General features: G+C 71.3%; 14 protein-coding genes. All 14 read right to left on the bottom strand.

What is annotated here, in order from left to right:
- Positions 1-15: 15 nt before the first annotated feature.
- Positions 16-912, bottom strand: coding sequence for a guanylate kinase (gene gmk, locus E4V99_RS14910; protein ID WP_135066249.1), 897 nt, complete (start codon positions 910-912; stop codon positions 16-18).
- Positions 905-1,753, bottom strand: coding sequence for an orotidine-5'-phosphate decarboxylase (gene pyrF / locus E4V99_RS14905; protein ID WP_135117711.1), 849 nt, complete (start codon positions 1,751-1,753; stop codon positions 905-907). The genes gmk and pyrF overlap by 8 nt, the downstream gene beginning before the upstream one ends.
- Complete coding sequence (carB, locus tag E4V99_RS14900) at positions 1,750-5,037, bottom strand: carbamoyl-phosphate synthase large subunit (RefSeq protein WP_135066255.1); 3,288 nt, start codon at positions 5,035-5,037, stop codon at positions 1,750-1,752. The genes pyrF and carB overlap by 4 nt, the downstream gene beginning before the upstream one ends.
- The gene (carA, locus tag E4V99_RS14895) at positions 5,037-6,203 is read right to left on the bottom strand and encodes a glutamine-hydrolyzing carbamoyl-phosphate synthase small subunit (RefSeq protein WP_135117710.1); all 1,167 of its coding nucleotides are present in this window, start codon (positions 6,201-6,203) and stop codon (positions 5,037-5,039) included. Before carA ends, carB begins: the two co-directional genes overlap by 1 nt.
- The gene (locus E4V99_RS14890; RefSeq protein ID WP_135066261.1) at positions 6,200-6,697 is read right to left on the bottom strand and encodes a hypothetical protein; all 498 of its coding nucleotides are present in this window, start codon (positions 6,695-6,697) and stop codon (positions 6,200-6,202) included. Before E4V99_RS14890 ends, carA begins: the two co-directional genes overlap by 4 nt.
- Positions 6,694-8,004, bottom strand: coding sequence for a dihydroorotase (locus E4V99_RS14885; protein ID WP_135117709.1), 1,311 nt, complete (start codon positions 8,002-8,004; stop codon positions 6,694-6,696). The genes E4V99_RS14890 and E4V99_RS14885 overlap by 4 nt, the downstream gene beginning before the upstream one ends.
- Positions 8,001-8,969 (bottom strand): aspartate carbamoyltransferase catalytic subunit, encoded by a 969-nt coding sequence (locus tag E4V99_RS14880; RefSeq protein ID WP_135066267.1) that lies wholly within the window; start codon positions 8,967-8,969, stop codon positions 8,001-8,003. The genes E4V99_RS14885 and E4V99_RS14880 overlap by 4 nt, the downstream gene beginning before the upstream one ends.
- Positions 8,970-8,972: 3 nt before the next feature.
- A complete protein-coding gene (gene pyrR / locus E4V99_RS14875; RefSeq protein ID WP_135066269.1) occupies positions 8,973-9,506 on the bottom strand; it encodes a bifunctional pyr operon transcriptional regulator/uracil phosphoribosyltransferase PyrR in 534 nt (177 codons plus the stop codon).
- Between the two features lie 201 nt (positions 9,507-9,707).
- The gene (locus E4V99_RS14870; RefSeq protein WP_135117708.1) at positions 9,708-11,270 is read right to left on the bottom strand and encodes a Rieske 2Fe-2S domain-containing protein; all 1,563 of its coding nucleotides are present in this window, start codon (positions 11,268-11,270) and stop codon (positions 9,708-9,710) included.
- 78 nt (positions 11,271-11,348) lie between these two features.
- Positions 11,349-14,285: a DEAD/DEAH box helicase gene (locus E4V99_RS14865; protein WP_135117707.1), complete on the bottom strand. Its 2,937-nt coding sequence runs from the start codon at positions 14,283-14,285 to the stop codon at positions 11,349-11,351.
- A gap of 46 nt (positions 14,286-14,331) precedes the next feature.
- Positions 14,332-14,742: a transcription antitermination factor NusB gene (gene nusB, locus E4V99_RS14860; protein WP_135066278.1), complete on the bottom strand. Its 411-nt coding sequence runs from the start codon at positions 14,740-14,742 to the stop codon at positions 14,332-14,334.
- A 3-nt stretch (positions 14,743-14,745) separates the two neighbouring features.
- Positions 14,746-15,306, bottom strand: a complete 561-nt coding sequence (efp, locus tag E4V99_RS14855; protein ID WP_135066281.1) for an elongation factor P — start codon at positions 15,304-15,306, stop codon at positions 14,746-14,748.
- An 86-nt stretch (positions 15,307-15,392) separates the two neighbouring features.
- Entirely contained in the window at positions 15,393-15,851 is a 459-nt protein-coding gene (gene aroQ, locus E4V99_RS14850; RefSeq protein WP_135066284.1) for a type II 3-dehydroquinate dehydratase, read from the bottom strand.
- Positions 15,848-16,741, bottom strand: coding sequence for a formate dehydrogenase accessory sulfurtransferase FdhD (gene fdhD, locus E4V99_RS14845; protein WP_135117706.1), 894 nt, complete (start codon positions 16,739-16,741; stop codon positions 15,848-15,850). The genes aroQ and fdhD overlap by 4 nt, the downstream gene beginning before the upstream one ends.
- Positions 16,742-16,928 lie beyond the last annotated feature (187 nt).

Genomic DNA, 16,928 nt, shown 5'->3' with positions numbered 1-16,928 from the left:
GTTCCGCGGGGTGGGTCAGCGGGCCAGCGCCACGACCTCTTCTGCGGCGGTGGCCACGTCGTCGTTGACGACGCGGTAGTCGAACTCGTTCTGCGCCGCCAGCTCGGCGCGAGCCGTGCGCAGGCGACGCGCCCGCTCCTCGGCATCCTCCGTGCCCCGCCCGACGAGGCGGTCGACCAGCTCGTCCCAGCTGGGCGGGAGGAGGAACACCAGCGTGGCCGTCGGATCGGCCGCGCGCACCTGCCGGGCGCCCTGCAGATCGATCTCAAGCAGTGCCGTGCCGCCCTCCGCGAGCACCTTCTCCAGCGGGCCGCGCGGCGTGCCATAGCGGTAGCGGTTGTGGACGGTGGCGTGCTCCAGCAGCGCGCCGGTGCTCACCAGCCGGTCGAACTCGGCGTCGTCGACGAAGTAGTAGTGCTCCCCCTCGACCTCACCCGGCCGCGGCGGGCGCGTCGTCGCCGACACCGAGAGACGGATCTCGGGGTGGTGCTCCTTGATGTAGGCGGCGACCGTACCCTTGCCCACGGCCGTGGGTCCGGCGAGGACGACCAGCCGGCTGCGCCCCGCGCGCGGCTGCGGCTCGGGCCAGCGCCGGTCAAGGAACTCCATCAGGTCGCGCCGCTGGCGCGCACCCAGGCCCCCCAGGCGCTTGACGGGAGAGATCGCCAGGTCGGCGAGGATGCGGTCGCGCTTGCCCTCACCGATGGCGGGGATCGCGGTGAGGAACTCCGGCACGCGCATCGCCCCCGCCGGCGACTCCGGGTCAGCCAGGGCGCGGCGAAGCAGCTCCTGCGGCGTGATGACGCGCGTGGTGACGTCGCGCTTGAGAGCGGCGCGCTCGCGGCGCGCGGCGACGGCCCGCCGGGACGCGGCGGCGCGGTCGACCTCGGGCGGTCGGCGTGCTTCAGTCATCGGTGGCCTCTCGGTACTGCGCGGAGCGCTCGTCGATGCGGGCGGCGAGGCCGCCAGGACCGGCGGACAGGATGCTGCGGCTCTCGCTGGCGAGCACCGCCCCGGCGCGCGAGCCGAACCGCACCCGGAGGTCGCGCGGCTGGGCGCCCTGCGCGCCGAACCCGGGCGCGAGGATCGGGGCGACCGGATCCTCGGTATGGAGGCCCAGGCCCGCTGCGACGAGGTCCACGGTGGCGCCGATCACGACGCCGATGCTCCCCCACCGGTCTTCGTGCGTGGTGGCGGCGTTGAAGGCCGTGACCTGGTCCACCACGAGGGCGGCAACGGTGTCGTCGGCGACGTCGGCGCGCTGTAGTTCGCGGGCCTCCGGATTGCTCGTGGCGGCCAGGACGAACACGCCCTTGCCCGCCAGGATCGCCTGGTGGAGGGTCCCCTCCAGCGCTTCGACCCCGACGTAGGGGGTGACCGTCAGCGCATCCGCCTCCAGCGGCGCTCCGGGCTCCAGCCACGCCGCGGCATATCCGTCCATCGTGGAGCCGATGTCGCCGCGCTTGGCGTCGGCGATGACGAGGAGCCCCGCCTCGCGGCCCGCGCGCAGCACGTCCTCCAGCGCGGCGAAGCCGGCGGCCCCGTATCGCTCGAAGAAGGCAACCTGCGGCTTCACGACGCCGACACGGCCGGCCGCCGCCTCGATGACGCGCAGCCCGAAGTCGCGCGCGGCTGCGGCCGTGGCATCCATCCCCCACTCCGCCAGCAGGTGCTCGTGCGGGTCGATGCCCACGCACAGCGGACCGTACGTGTCGTGTGCGCGCTGCAGCCGCTCGCCGAAGCTCACGCTCATCCGCGGCCCGCCCGGTCGGCGGCGTACTCCTGCAGGCTCCGCACGCGGAAGCCCTCGCGCAGCACGCCGAGGGCGCTGACGGCGGCGCCGAGCACGGCCATCGTCGTGAACAGCGCCTTGTCGGCGGCGACGGCGGCCGCGCGGATCTCGTATCCGTCGGCGCGCGCCAGCCCACCGCTGGGGGTGTTGACGATCATGTCGATCTCGCCGGCGTTGATGAGGTCGACGATGTTCGTCTCCCCCGATTCCTGCGTCGCGGAGTACTTGTTGACCAGCCGCACGTCGATGCCGTTGCGCGCGAGGATCTCCGCCGTGCCCTCTGTGGCCACGAGCGAGAACCCGAGCTCCTGCAGGCGGTGGGCGGGGAGGATGACCGCGCGCTTGTCGGCGTCGGCGACGGAGATGAACACCGTCCCCGACAGCGGCATACCGCCGTACGCGGCCTCCTGGCTCTTGGCGAAGGCCGTCGGGAAGTCGCGGTCGATGCCCATGACCTCACCCGTGGAGCGCATCTCCGGCCCGAGCACGGAGTCCACCGTCTGCCCGTCCTTCGTGCGGAAGCGCTTGAACGGCAGCACGGCCTCCTTCACCGCGACGGGAGCGTCCAGCGGCACGCGCGATCCGTCCTGCGGCGGGAGCAGCCCTTCGTCCTTCAGCTCGGCGATGCTCGAGCCGGCCATGATGCGCGCCGCCGCCTTGGCCAGCGGGATGCCGAGCGCCTTGGAGACGAACGGGACCGTGCGGCTCGCGCGGGGGTTGGCCTCGATGACGTAGAGCACGCCCGCCGAGATCGCGAACTGCACGTTCAGCAGGCCCCGCACGCCCACGCCCTCGGCGATCGCGAGGGTCGCGGTGCGCACGCGGTCGATCTCGGAGCGCCCGAGGGAGATGGGCGGCAGCGTGCAGCTGGAGTCGCCGGAGTGGATGCCGGCCTCCTCGAGGTGCTCCATGACCCCGCCGATGTACAGCTCCCGGCCGTCGTAGAGGGCGTCGACGTCGAGCTCGATCGCGTCGTCGAGGAAGCGGTCCACCAGCAGCGGCATGCCGGGGCCGATGATGGCCTGGTCGGCGATACGGACGAAGTAGTCGCGGACGCTGGGGGTGTCGTAGACGATCTCCATGCCGCGTCCGCCGAGGACGAAGCTGGGCCGCACGAGCACGGGGTAGCCCACCTCTTCCGCGATCGCGACGGCACCGTCGACGTCGATCGCCGTGCCGCTGCGCGGTGCGACCAGGCCCGCTTCATCCAGCAGGCGCGAGAACAGCTCGCGCTCCTCGGCGAGGTCGATCGCGGCAGGGCTCGTGCCGAGGATGCGGTAGCCGGCAGCCTCGATGCCCTTGGCGAGGCCCAGCGGCGTCTGCCCGCCGAGCTGGCAGATGACCCCGAGGATCTCGCCCGACGCCGACTCCGCGTGCAGGATCTCCAGCACGTCCTCGAGCGTGAGCGGCTCGAAGTACAGCCGGTCGGAGGTGTCATAGTCGGTGGAGACGGTCTCGGGGTTGCAGTTGACCATGATCGTCTCGAACCCGGCGTCCGACAGCGCGAAGGACGCGTGCACGCACGAGTAGTCGAACTCCACGCCCTGCCCGATGCGGTTGGGGCCCGATCCGATGATGACGACCTTCGTCCGGTCGGAGGCTTCCACCTCGGTCTCGAAGTCGTAGCTGGAGTAGTGGTACGGCGTCAGGGCGGGGAACTCCCCCGCGCACGTGTCGACGGTCTTGTAGACGGGGCGGATGCCGAGGGCTGTGCGCACCCCGCGCACCTCCGCCTCCTCGTCCCCGCGCAGCTGGGCGATCTGGGCGTCGCTGAACCCGTGCTCCTTCGCCAGGCGCAGGGTCGCCGCATCCAGCTCGCCGGCCGTGCGGACGAGCTCGGCGACCTCGTTGATGAGCACCATCTGGTCGAGGAACCACGGATCGATCGCGGTGGCCTCGAAGGCCTGCTCCACGGTCGCGCCCTTGCGCAGCGCCTGCTGCAGCACGACGATGCGACCGTCGGTGGGGGTCTTCGCGATCTCCAGGAGCTCGTCCACCGAGCGAGGCTCGTCGCCCCAGTGGAAGCTGGAGCCGCGCTTCTCCAGCGACCGCAGCGCCTTCTGCAGCGCAGTGGTGAAGTTGCGCCCGATCGCCATGGCCTCCCCGACCGACTTCATGGTCGTGGTGAGCGTCGTGTCGGCGGCGGGGAACTTCTCGAAGTTGAACCGCGGCACCTTCACCACGACGTAGTCCAGCGTCGGCTCGAAGCTGGCCGGGGTGACCTTCGTGATGTCGTTGGGGATCTCGTCCAGGCGGTAGCCGATCGCGAGTTTGGCGGCGATCTTGGCGATCGGGAAGCCGGTGGCCTTGGACGCCAGAGCCGAGGAGCGCGACACGCGCGGGTTCATCTCGATGACGATGATGCGGCCGCTGGCGGGATCGACGGCGAACTGGATGTTGCAGCCGCCGGTGTCCACACCCACGGCGCGGATGATGTCGATGCCGATGTCGCGGAGCTTCTGGTACTCGCGGTCGGTCAGGGTCAGCGCGGGCGCGACGGTGATGGAGTCGCCCGTGTGCACGCCGACGGGGTCGACGTTCTCGATGGAGCACACCACGACGGTGTTGTCGGCGGTGTCGCGCATGAGCTCGAGCTCGTACTCCTTCCACCCGAGGATCGACTCCTCCAGGAGCACCTCGGAGGTGGGCGAGTCGTGCAGCCCCGCCCCGCCGATGCGGCGCAGGTCGCGCTCGTCGTAGGCGAAGCCGGACCCGAGGCCGCCCATCGTGAAGGAGGGGCGCACGACGAGCGGGTAGCCGAGCTCCTCGGCGCCGGCGAGCAGCTCGTCCATGGTGTGGCAGATGACCGACTTGGCGACATCCGCGCCCGATTCGATCACGAGCTCCTTGAAGACCTGGCGGTCCTCCCCCTTGCGGATCGCCTCCACCTTCGCGCCGATGAGCTCGACGCCGTACTTGTCCAGGATGCCGCGGTCGTGCAGGGCCATGGCGGCGTTCAGCGCGGTCTGGCCACCCAGGGTCGGCAGGATCGCGTCGGGCTTCTCCTTGAGCAGGATCGTCTCGATGACCTCGGGCGTGATCGGCTCGATGTAGGTCGCGTCGGCGAAGTCGGGGTCGGTCATGATCGTCGCCGGGTTCGGGTTGACCAGGATCACGCGCACGCCCTCTTCGCGCAGCACGCGGCAGGCCTGGGTTCCCGAGTAGTCGAACTCGGCGGCCTGACCGATCACGATCGGGCCGGAGCCGATGACGAGGACGGAGTGGATGTCGTCGCGCTTGGGCATCAGTCGTTGTCCTTCTGGGTTGCGTCGCCGCGGGCGGCGAGCACCATGTCACGGAAGCGGTCGAAGAGGTAGTTGGCGTCGTGCGGGCCGGCCGCCGCCTCCGGGTGGTACTGCACCGAGAAGGCGGGGATGTCCAGGGCTCGCAGTCCCTCGACGACCTGGTCGTTGAGTCCCACGTGGCTCACCTCCACGCGGCCGTATCCGGCGGGGCTGTCGGTGGCGCCGTCCAGCGGTGCGTCCACGGCGAAGCCGTGGTTGTGGGCGGTGATCTCCACGCGCCCGGTCGTGCGGTCCATCACGGGCTGGTTGATGCCGCGGTGACCGAAGGGGAGCTTGTAGGTGCCGAAGCCGAGCGCGCGGCCCAGCAGCTGGTTGCCGAAGCAGATGCCGAAGAACGGCAGGCGGTCATCCAGCACCGCGCGCAGCAGTTCGACGTGGTCGTCGGAGGCGGCGGGGTCGCCCGGGCCGTTGGAGTAGAACACCGCGACGGGGTCGATCGCACGGATGTCGTCGATCGAGACGTCCTGCGGGAGGACGTGCACATCGAACCCGCGGTCCGCGAGGTTGTTGATCGTGGCCTGCTTGACGCCGAGGTCGAGCACCGCGAGGTTGCCGATCCGCTCGCCGCGGGCCGGCGTGACCTGCGCGGCGGCGACCGAGACCTCGGCCGACAGGTTGCGTCCCGACATCTCGGGGGCCTCCTGAACGATGCGCAGCTGCTCGTCGGGGTCGATGTCGGCCGCGTCGCCGGAGAAGATGCCGCCGCGCATGCTGCCGCTGGAGCGGATGCGGCGGGTCACCGAGCGCGTGTCGATGCCGCTGATGCCCACGACCCCGTCGGCCACGAGGGCGTCATCCAGCGATTCTTCGGCACGCCAGTTCGACACCACGCGGGAGGGGTCGCGCACGATGTAGCCCGACACCCAGATGCGCCGAGACTCGGTGTCTTCGGTGTTCATGCCGGTGTTGCCGATGTGCGGCGCCGTCTGCAGCACGATCTGGCCGGCGTAGGAGGGGTCGGTGAGGGTCTCCTGGTAGCCGGTCATGCCGGTGGCGAAGACGACTTCGCCGAGGGTCGTGCTGCGGGCGCCGTAGGCGCGGCCGGGGTAGCGGCTGCCGTCCTCGAGCACCAGGACGGCGGGATCGGTGGAAAGACCGGGGTTCATGCGTTTCCTGTCGGCAGAAGCGGGCGGATGGCGTCGGCGAGGGCGCGCGCGGACGCATCCTGGGGACGGAGGTAGGTGTCCACGACGGTGTCGGGGTCGATGCGCCACGACACGCGCGTGAGGCCGTCGCGCTCCACGACGCGGTCGATCGCGACGGTGGCCTGGGCGGCGTCCACGAGGCGGTCGATCCCCAGGAACATGCGGGGCTGACCGGGCAGATCGAGGATGACGCCGGCGTCGGTGACGGTGACCTGCACGCGGGAGCGGAAGCCGAGACCGCGGATCGCGAGCCGCTCGAGCGGCTCGTCGTGACGGGTCGTGGCGACGTACAGGCCGGGGAAGACGGCGCGCACGGCGGCGTCGGCGGGCGCCTCGCCGATCGGGGCGGAGTAGCCCGCGTCACGCCGCGTCCGCCGCATCCACGCCCACGCCAGCAGCGCAAGGGCGACGAGGGCGACGCCGATCATGACGGCGAGGGCTGCTTCGCGGCTCATCCGCGCACCCCCGGCGTCTGCAGCAGCGCGCCGTCGGCGACCGTGGCGGTGCCGGCGTGGAAGGTCCAGCGCACCTCGCCCGGGAGCTCGCGGCCCAGGTAGGGGGAATTCACGCTGCGCCCGTGCAGGTCGTCGCGGCCGAACGTGCGGCGCGGGCGCGGGTCGTACAGGGTGAGCGAGGCGGGTTGACCCGCCGTCAGCGGCGTGCCGGCGTCGGTGCGCCGGCCGATCTGCGCGGGGGTGCGCGACATCACGCGCGCCACGTCGGCCCACGTCAGCATCCCCGTGTCGACCATCGCCAGCTGCACCACCCGCAGCGCGCTCTCCAGCCCCACCATGCCGTTGGCGGCGGCGGGCCATTCGCACGCCTTGGCCTCGGCGGGGTGCGGCGCGTGATCGGTCGCGACGATGTCGATGGTGCCGTCGGCCAGTCCCTCGCGCACGGCGAGCACGTCCTCCTCGCGGCGCAGCGGCGGGTTGACCTTGAAGTGCGGGTCGTACCCGCGGGCGAGCTCTTCGGTGAGGAGGAGGTGGTGCGGCGTCACCTCCGCCGTGACATCCACCCCCCGGCGCTTGGCCCAGCGGATGATGTCCACCGACCCCGCGGTGGAGAGGTGGCACACGTGGAGTCGGGAGCCGACGTGCTCGGCCAGGAGCACGTCGCGCGCGATGATCGATTCCTCGGCCACGGCCGGCCACCCGGTCAGGCCGAGCTCGGCCGAGACCGATCCCTCGTTCATCTGGGCGCCCTCGGTCAGGCGCGGGTCCTGGGCGTGCTGGGCGATGACGCCGTCGAAGGCCTTCACGTACTCCAGCGCGCGGCGCATGATGAGCGGATCCCACACGCAGAACCCGTCGTCGCTGAAGACGCGGACGCGGGCGCGGGAGTCGGCCATGGCGCCCAGCTCGGCGAGGCGCTCGCCCTTCTGACCCACGGTCACCGCGCCGATGGGCTGCACCGAGACGAACCCGGCCGCTTCGCCCAGGGCCAGCTCCTGCTCCACGACGCCGGCGGTGTCGGCCACGGGAGAGGTGTTCGGCATCGCGAACACGGTCGTGAAGCCGCCCGCCGCAGCGGCGCGCGAGCCGCTGAGGATCGTCTCGGAGGCCTCGTACCCCGGTTCGCGCAGGTGGGTGTGCAGGTCGACGAGCCCGGGAAGGGCGACGAGCCCGTGAGCGTCGACGACCGTCGCGCCGGCGCGGGTCACGCCGGTTCCGACGTCGGTGATGACGTCGTCGGCGATGACGATGTCGGCGGTTCCGCCGCCTTCGATCGCGGCGCCGGTGAGGACGAAGGCCTCGGTCATCGGTCGTCCTCTCGTTCGCTTGCGGCGCGCTCCCCCGCAAGCAGCAGGTACAGCACGGCCATCCGCACGGACACGCCGTTCGCGACCTGCTCGAGCACCGTCGAGCGATCGGAATCGGCGGCTTCGGCGGAGATCTCCAGACCCCGGTTCATGGGTCCGGGGTGCATCACAATGCTACCCGGAGGCAGCGCCGCCAGCCGCCGCGCGTCCAGCCCCCACCGGCGGGAATACTCCCGCTCAGTCGGGAAATACGCCGCATTCATCCGCTCGAGCTGGATGCGCAGCATCATGAGGGCGTCCGGGGCGGCCGCGATCGCGTCGTCCAGGTCGTATGTGATGCGCACGGGCCACTGGGAGACGTCCTGCGGGACGAGCGTGGGCGGGGCGACGAGGGTCACCTCGGCCCCGAGCGTCGTCAGCAGCCAGACGTTGGAGCGCGCCACGCGCGAGTGCAGCACGTCACCGACGATCGTGACGCGCAGACCCGCGAGGTCGCGGCCGCGGCTGGCGTCGCCGTGGGTGCGCTTGCGGATGGTGAAGGCGTCCAGCAGCGCCTGCGTGGGATGCGCGTGAGTGCCGTCGCCGGCGTTGACCACGCCCGCGCTGATCCACCCGCTCGTGGCGAGGGTGCGCGGCGCGCCGGAGGCGCCGTGCCGGATGACCACCGCATCCGCCCCCATGGCCTGCAGCGTCTGGGCGGTGTCCTGGAGCGACTCCCCCTTCGACACGCTCGACCCCTTGGCGGAGAAGTTGATGACGTCGGCGGAGAGGCGCTTGGCCGCGGCTTCGAAGGAGATGCGGGTGCGCGTGGAGTCTTCGAAGAAGAGGTTCACGACCGTCTTGCCGCGCAGCGTCGGGAGCTTGCGGACCTCGCGGCGCTGCGTGTCGGACATGTCTTCGGCGACGTCGAGGATGCGCAGCGCCTCGTCGTACGTGAGGGTGCGGGTGTCCAGGAGATGCCGCATCGCTCAGCGCCCCTCGATCGTGACGGACTCTTCGCCGTCGGTCTCGGCGAGACGGACGAAGACGCGCTCCTCGCGCGAGCTCGGCAGATTCTTGCCGACGAAGTCGGGGCGGATCGGGAGCTCGCGGTGCCCGCGGTCCACGAGCGTCGCGAGGCGCACGGCGGTGGGCCGGCCGATGTCCTGCAGCGCATCGAGGGCGGCGCGGATGCTGCGGCCCGAGAACAGCACGTCGTCGACGAGGACGACGACCTTGCCGTCGATGCCGCCGGGCGGGATCTGCGTGGGGTGCGGGGCTCGCGTGGGGTTTCGGTGCAGGTCGTCGCGGTACATCGTGACGTCGAGCGATCCGACCGGCACCTGCACTCCGGCGAACTCGCCGACGAGGTTCGCGATGCGCTGGGCCAGGGGCACGCCGCGCGTGGGGATCCCCAGCAGGACGAGGCCGTCCGGCCCCTTGTTGGACTCGAGGATCTCGTGCGAGATCCGAGTCAATGCTCGGGCGATGTCGGCCTCATGCAGCACGGTGCGCGTGCTCATCCGCCGCTCCCTTCTCCGCCTCACGGGACGGTGTTAAAGGTGGCTCGTCCCTCCACCCTACCGCCCGTCCATCCGCGCCGCCGCTCCCCATCCGCGAGCCTGCACGCCCGCGGCGAGACCGCGGCCTTATGTCACGGTCTCGCCGGGTGCGTGCAGTCTCGCGGTACCAGGCCGAGGCCCGGGCCGGCCCGGGCGAGCGGGTCAGGCGGCGGGGGCCGCGGCGGCGGGGTCGGCCTGGGCGGAGCGGATGGGGTGACCCTGCGTCGTGAGGCAGCGGCCCGAGGTCAGGTCCCACTTCCAGTCGTGGAGGCTGCACGTGAGCACGCCGTCCTCGATCTTGCCGGTCTTGGACAGATCCGCGCGCAGGTGCGGGCACCGGCGCTGCACGACCCAGTCGTCGAGCTGGATGTCCTCGGTCTGGTCCGACTGCTCGGCGTACCAGTTCTCCACGTACTCGATCCGGTCGCGGGAGAGGCACTTCAGGAACGTCGTGAGGAACTCGTTGAACTTGCCGCTGCGCCCGACCTCGAACTGCATCGAGAGGAAGATCGAGTTCGACCAGTCGATCTCGTGATCGCGGATGTTCGTGGACACCAGGTCGGCGGGGATCGTGTACCAGTAGATGCACTCCTCCCCCGCGTACTCGCGCACCTTGGCCTTGGGGAAGTCCACGACCATGTCCAGCTCGCCGATGCGGAAGCGGACGTTGCCGCCCACGCCGTTGCGCACTGTGCGGGCACGGCGCAGCAGCGGCTCCCACCACTCCTTGATTGCCGCGAGCATCTCCGACGGCGGCAGCACCTCCGCGCGGGAGGCCTCCTCGGCGCGGATCTCGTCCTGCCGGGTGTCGCGCTGCTCGGCGAGGTAGGCCCACTTGTCGCCGAAGACGCGCTCGATCTCCGCCTCGCTGAAGAGCGTCTGGGTCACCTCCACCGCGCTGCCGTGCACATCCACCTGCGTGCCGGGGAGGAACAGGTGCCCCTTCTGCTCGGGACGCATCTGTGCCATGTGCTCGAGGAACTGGCGGTGGTCGGTGAAGATCGAGTCGTTCTCCAGCCCCAGGCCGTTGTAGCGGAACAGCTCCTCGCGCAGGAACATCGGCGGCCCCGCCATGGGGAACACGTGCTCGGCGTCGACCTTCTCGATGTAGTACATCGCGCGCTTGTTCTGCGCGTCGCGCTTGAGCTGGGCGAAGTTCTGCTTCGCCTCCTGCGGCAGGTCGTAGACCATGGGCCACCAGATGGCTCCGGAGACCTGCGTGAAGTACGCATCCGGCTTGCTGAAGCTCAGCAGCGTCTCGAGGTCGAGGGGGTGCGAGTCGTTCTGGTTCAGGATGCTGGCGGTGCCGTCGTCCACCGACAGCGACGAGTCGCCGATGGGGCCGTCGCTGGGTGCGCGCAGCGGCGTCACCATGATCTTCAGGTCGCCGTACTCCAGGACCTCGCCCGAGCGGGTGTAGACGATGTTGTCGTACCCGAGCCGGCGCAGGTCGTTCTCGAGGTCGTCGGTCGGGTAATCCGGCAGCAGCACGCGGATGTCCTTCGACACGTAGCGCTCCAGCAGCGCCGGGTCGAAGTGGTCGCGGTGGCGGTGGGAGATGTAGAGGAAGTCCGCCGCGCCGAATCGCTCCCAGTCCAGCCCCCGGTTGTCGGGGAAGGGGAACCACGACCCGAAGAAGCTCGGGCCCAGGACCGGGTCGCAGAGGATGCTGCCGCCGGCGGTCTCGATGAACATGCCGGCGTGGCCGAGGCCCGTGATTCTCATCTCGCTCCTGTCCGTTCGAACCCGTCGATTCTACGTGGGGTGCACCTGAGCGAGCGGTGGGCGGGCCGGGGAAAGGGCTCAGGCCTCCAGAAGACCGCGGATGTCGTCGGCGTCCAACGCGCCGGAGAACGGGTCGCCGTCGTCCAGGACGGAGCGGAACAGCTCGGATTTGCGCTGCTGCAGCGCCGCGACCTTCTCCTCGATCGTCCCCGCCGAGAGGAGCCGGTAGACGAACACGCTCCGGGTCTGCCCGATCCGGTGCGTGCGGTCCACGGCCTGCGCCTCGGCGGCGGGGTTCCACCACGGGTCGAGGATGAAGACGTAGTCCGCCTCGGTGAGGGTGAGGCCGAATCCCCCGGCTTTGAGGCTGATCAGGAAGGCCGCCGCATCCCCCCGCCGGAATCCGTCGACGACGCCGGCCCGGTCGGCCGTGGACCCGTCGAGCGAGGCGTACGCGATGCCGGCGGCATCCAGCCGCTCGGCGGCCATCGCCAGGAACGACGTGAACTGGCTGAACACCAGTGCCCGGTGGCCCTCCGCGGCGACCTCGGTGAGCCGGTCCAGCAGCGCGTCGAGCTTGGCCGAACCCAGGTGCGCGTCGTCGGGCGACACGAGCGCCGGGGCCAGGCTCAGCAGACGCAGGAGGGTGAGCGAGCGGAAGACGACCATGCGGTTGCGGTCGAGGTCGTCCAGGAGCCCGAGCACCTTGCGCCGTTCCCGCTGCAGCACGGCGTCGTACCGTGCGCGGTGAGCGGGCGCGAGCTCGATGTGCACGTCCTGCTCCTGCCGCGGCGGCAGCTCGGGGGCGACGAGCTCCTTCGTGCGGCGCAGCACGAACGGACGGATGCGGCGGCGCAGGCGCTCCACGCGGCGTGCCCGGTGGCGCGCGGCGGCATCCGTGGCGATCGGGGTGTTCGCGGCGGCGGAGGCGTGCTCGATAGGGCGGACGTACTCTTCGCGGAACCGGCGGGCAGAGGGGAACAGTCCCGGCGCGGTGAGCGAGAGCAGTGCCCACAGGTCGGTGAGGCTGTTCTCCAGCGGAGTCCCGGTGATCGCGACCGTCATGCCGCGGCGCAGCCCCGCGACGGCCTGGTGGAGCTTGGTGCGCGGGTTCTTGGCGAACTGGGCTTCATCCAGCAGCACGCCGGCCCACTCGTGCGCCGTGAACGCCGCCGCATCCAGCCGCAGCACCGCGTAGGACGTCACGACGAGGTCGGCCTCGGCCGCCGCCTGGGCCAGCGACGTGCGCGAGCGCGCGCCGGTGGCGTCGACGGTGCGCACGACCAGGTCGGGCAGGAACCGCGCCGCCTCCTCGGCCCACGTGGCCAGTACCGACGTGGGGGCCACGACCAGGAACGGCCGCCGCTCGCCTGCGCCCCGGGCGTGCGCGACCAGAGCCAGGGTCTGCAGCGTCTTCCCCAGCCCCATGTCGTCGGCGAGGATCCCGCCGAGCCCGTGCCGCCACAGGAAGGCCAGCCACGAGAATCCCGCCTGCTGGTAGGGCCGCAGCCGTGCCCGCAGCGCGGCCGGCGGTGGCGGGGGCTCGATCGCGTCGGTGTCGCGGAGGCCGGCGACCGTCGCCTGCCAGGCCAGAGCGGGTTCCGCCTGGTCGGCGAGGTCCTCGAACTCGGTCCACAGGCTCACCTGCGTGCGGGCGATGCGGGGCCCGGTCTCCCACTCGGCGAGGGATGCGGCCTCCTCGACCAGCTCCCTGAGCCGATCCAGCGCGGGGTGGGCGAGCGAGAAGAACGCACCGTCGGAGAGCATCATCCGCGCCCGTCCGCGGGCCAACGCCGTGAACAGGGAGCCGAACGGGATCGTGCGGCCCTCCACGACCACGAGGATGCCCAGATCGAACCAGTCCGGATCGGGGCTCTCCACGGCGGTGATGGTGATGGCGGGGTCGCCGGTGAGCTCGCGATAGGCGGGCCGCTCCCCCGTGATCTCCACCCGCACGCGCGGCAGGGCTTCGAGGGCAGGGAGGACGCGCGCGGAGAACTCCGCGGCATCCAGATCGCGGACGGTGGCGGCCGACGCGAACGGTGACGCGCTGGCGTGGGCCCACGCCGCGCGCACGTGCTCGGCGAGCTCGGCCTCGGGACCGGCGAGGTCGCGGCCGGCGAAGGGCACGGGCGGGCGGCCGGGGCTCACCCACGTCATGTCGTAGCGGATGGTGTGGGCAGGACGGAACTGCACCGCCACCCGCAGCGACGGCCGTCCCGGTGGCGGCAGCACAAGGCCGTCGGCGGCGGTCACCGCCGTCCGCCGGGCGAGGACGGGATACAGCTCGTCGAGGAACTCCGCCTTCTCAGCGGCGGGGATCATCAGGCCCGGTGACCCCAGGAGCGCCGGGAGCGGGTCGGGCAGGTCGGCGGGGGCGAGGACGACGGGGATCGGGTCGCGGTGCAGCGCGAAGGCGTACAGGCCGCTCGTGCCGATCGGGCGCACCGCCTCGGCCGCCGCATCCGCCCCGTCGATCTGCACGGTCGCGCGCAGGAGCACGGCGCCGCCCGGTTCCGGGTGCAGGGTCACGCCGACGCGGGCGGCGCCGGCGAGGGAGACCTCCTGCTGCGGATGCGTCGCCACGACGGGGATCCCGAGCACCTCGGCGGCGGACAGGTGCGGCCACACGTGCGCCGACGCCGCGGTGTCCAGCGTGATCCACTCCGGCCCGGGCGAGAAGCTCCCCGCGATGCGGGGCGCCGACGCGATCCCGATCAGTTCGGTGAACCATCGCGCGTGGGCGGCGCGATAGCGCTCGGGGAAGCGGCGGATCGAGCCCCACGACACATCGCCCCGAATCCATCCGCCCCGCGCGCCCGGGACCAGCGGACGAAGGGCGATCGACAGCTCGTCCTGGCGGCGCGCGAGGGCGCGCGGGGTGGCGGCCGCGACGGCGCGCGGCTCCCATCGACCGGGGTCGTACGCGTCGCGCTGACGCAGCTCGACCCCCAGGCCCAGGGGCGTGGCTGCGGAATCCTCCGAAACGGGGATCAGAGCGCGCCAGGACGACATGGCCGCATCCTCCCGGGTATGTGCGACACGCCGGCCGGCCGCGGCCTCAGCTGCCGCGCGAGATCCGGGCGAGCACGCCGTGCACGAACGTGCCGGAGTCGTCGGTGGAGAACTCCTTGGCCAGTTCGACGGCCTCGTCGATCGCGACGGCGACGGGGACCTCGTCGTTGTAGAGGATCTCCCACGTGCCGATCCGGAGCAGAGCGCGGTCCACCGCGGGCATGCGGGCCAGGCTCCAGTCCTTCGCGAACGTCGTGATCTGCTCGTCGATGGCGTCGTGGTTGTCGATCACCCCGTCGACGATCTCGCGGGCGTACAGCCACGACGATTCGCGCGCGGGTTCGCTGGCGGCACGCTTGGCCTCCGCGGCGAGCACGGTGGAGATGTCCTCCCCGCGCACGTCGGCGGAGAAGAGGATGTCGAGGGCGCGTTTGCGCGCCTTGGTGCGAGCGCTCACGCGTCAGTTGACGCGGCCGAGGTAGTCGCCCGTGCGGGTGTCGACCTTGACCTTCGTGCCGGTCTCCAGGAACAGCGGAACCTGGATCTCATACCCGGTCTCCACCGTCGCCGGCTTCGTGCCCGCCGACGAGCGGTCGCCCTGCAGGCCCGGCTCGGTGTAGGTGATCTCCAGGACCACGGATGCGGGCAGCTCGACGTACAGCGGGTTGCCGTTGTTCAGGGCGATCTGCACCTGCTGGTTCTCGAGCAGGAAGTTCGCCGCATCCCCCACGACGGAGGCGGGGACGGAGAGCTGGTCGTAGTCGGCGACGTCCATGAAGACGTAGCTGTCGCCGTCGTTGTACAGGTACGTGAAGTCGCGGCGGTCGACGTTCTCGATGTCGATCTTGGTGCCGGCGTTGTACGTGCGGTCCACGGTCTTACCCGTCACGACGTTCTTGAGCTTCGTACGCACGAACGCGCCGCCCTTGCCGGGCTTGACGTGCTGAAACTCCACGACGCTCCAGAGCTGACCGTCGATGCTGAGGACGACGCCGTTCTTGATGTCTGCGGTGGAAGCCATGGGGAAAGAGGGTCCGTTCGTCGGGGAGGGGGCCGGACGCGGCCCGGCTCAGCATTCTACGCGATGGTGCGCGGCCTGCCGGGGCCTCAGCCGTCGGCCTGCCCGGCGATGACGTCGCACAGCAGCCGCACGGCCCGCGCATACCCCGGGACTCCTTCGCCCACGACGTGCACGACGGCCACATCCGCGATGTAGGAGTGCTGCCGGAACGGCTCCCGCGCCGACAGGTCGGAGATGTGCACCTCCGCGACGGGAAGCGCGACGGCCGACAGCGCATCCCGCAGTGCCACCGAGGTGTGGGTGTAGGCCCCCGCGTTGATGACGATGCCGGCGCAGTCCTCGCGCGCGTCGTGGATCGCGTCGATCAGCACGCCTTCGTGGTTGCTCTGCACGGCCCGGACGGTGAACCCGCGTGCAGCGGCGGCCTCGGTCGTGACGCGCTCGACATCGGCGAGGGTGTCGGTGCCGTAGATGTGCGGTTCGCGCGTGCCCAGGAGGTTGAGGTTCGGACCGTTGACCAGCAGCAGGCGGTGGCTCGTCGTCACGCGTGCACACTACCAGCGAGCCGGTCGGCGGCCGGGGCGTCGGATGCGGTGTCGGATGCGGTGATCACGCGGTCGGCGCGCGTGTACACGTTGAGCGTCTGGCCGCGCGAGAACCCGACGAGCGTCAGGCCCCGGGAGTCGGCCAGGTCCACGGCGAGGGAGGACGGTGCGGACACGGCGGCGAGGATCGAGATACCCGCCATCGCGGCTTTCTGGACAAGTTCGAAGCTCGCCCGTCCCGACACCTGCAGCACGGTGCCGCGCAGGGGAAGGCGGTGCGACAGCGCGGCCCATCCGACGACCTTGTCCACGGCGTTGTGCCGTCCGACGTCTTCGCGCAGGACGAGCAGCTCCCCCGTCGCCGCGTCGAAGAGTCCGGCCGCGTGCAGGCCGCCGGTCTTGTCGAAGACGGCCTGTTGCGCGCGGAGGGCGTCGGGAAGACCGGCAAGCACCGGCAGGTCGATCCGCGCGTCGTCTCCGGAGACGTCGTACGCCGACACCGTTTCGACGGCGTCGATCGAGGCCTTGCCGCATACGCCGCACGAGCTGGTCGTGTAGAACGACCGCGCGATATCGGGAGAGGGCGGTGCGACGCCGGCGGCGAGGGTCACATCGAGCACGTTGTACGTGTTCTCCACGCCCCCGGTCCCCGGGCCTCCGCAGTGGATGGCGCCGGCGAACTGATCGCCGCGCGAGATCACGCCCTCCGACACGAGGAACCCGGCGGCCAGCTCGACATCGTGGCCGGGGGTGCGCATCGTGACGGCCAGCGGCGTGCCGCCGACGCGGATCTCCAGGGGCTCCTCGACGGCGAGGGTGTCGGGTCGTCGGCGCTGCGTCCCGTCCACGCGCAGCGTGACGATCGGCTTGCGTACCGTGATGCGTCCCATCTCAGCCTCCGATGGCGATGTCCTCCGAGCCTAACGTCGCGGGCCGGCCGTGGGCCCGACCGAACTCCGCAAAACGCCTCCGTTCCCGGCCCGGACCCGGCTCCCCCGGCCCTTTGCGGCTCGTTCTTGAGGAGTTCGGGCAGCGGCGTGCGGCGGCGCGATGGTCGAGTCCCTTGCCGCCGACGCG

Source organism: Microbacterium sp. dk485, assembly GCF_004570445.1.
Taxonomy (GTDB): domain Bacteria; phylum Actinomycetota; class Actinomycetes; order Actinomycetales; family Microbacteriaceae; genus Microbacterium; species Microbacterium wangchenii.
The sequence above is the reverse complement of the archived record's forward strand: the minus strand, read 5'-3'. Positions and strand labels throughout refer to the sequence as shown.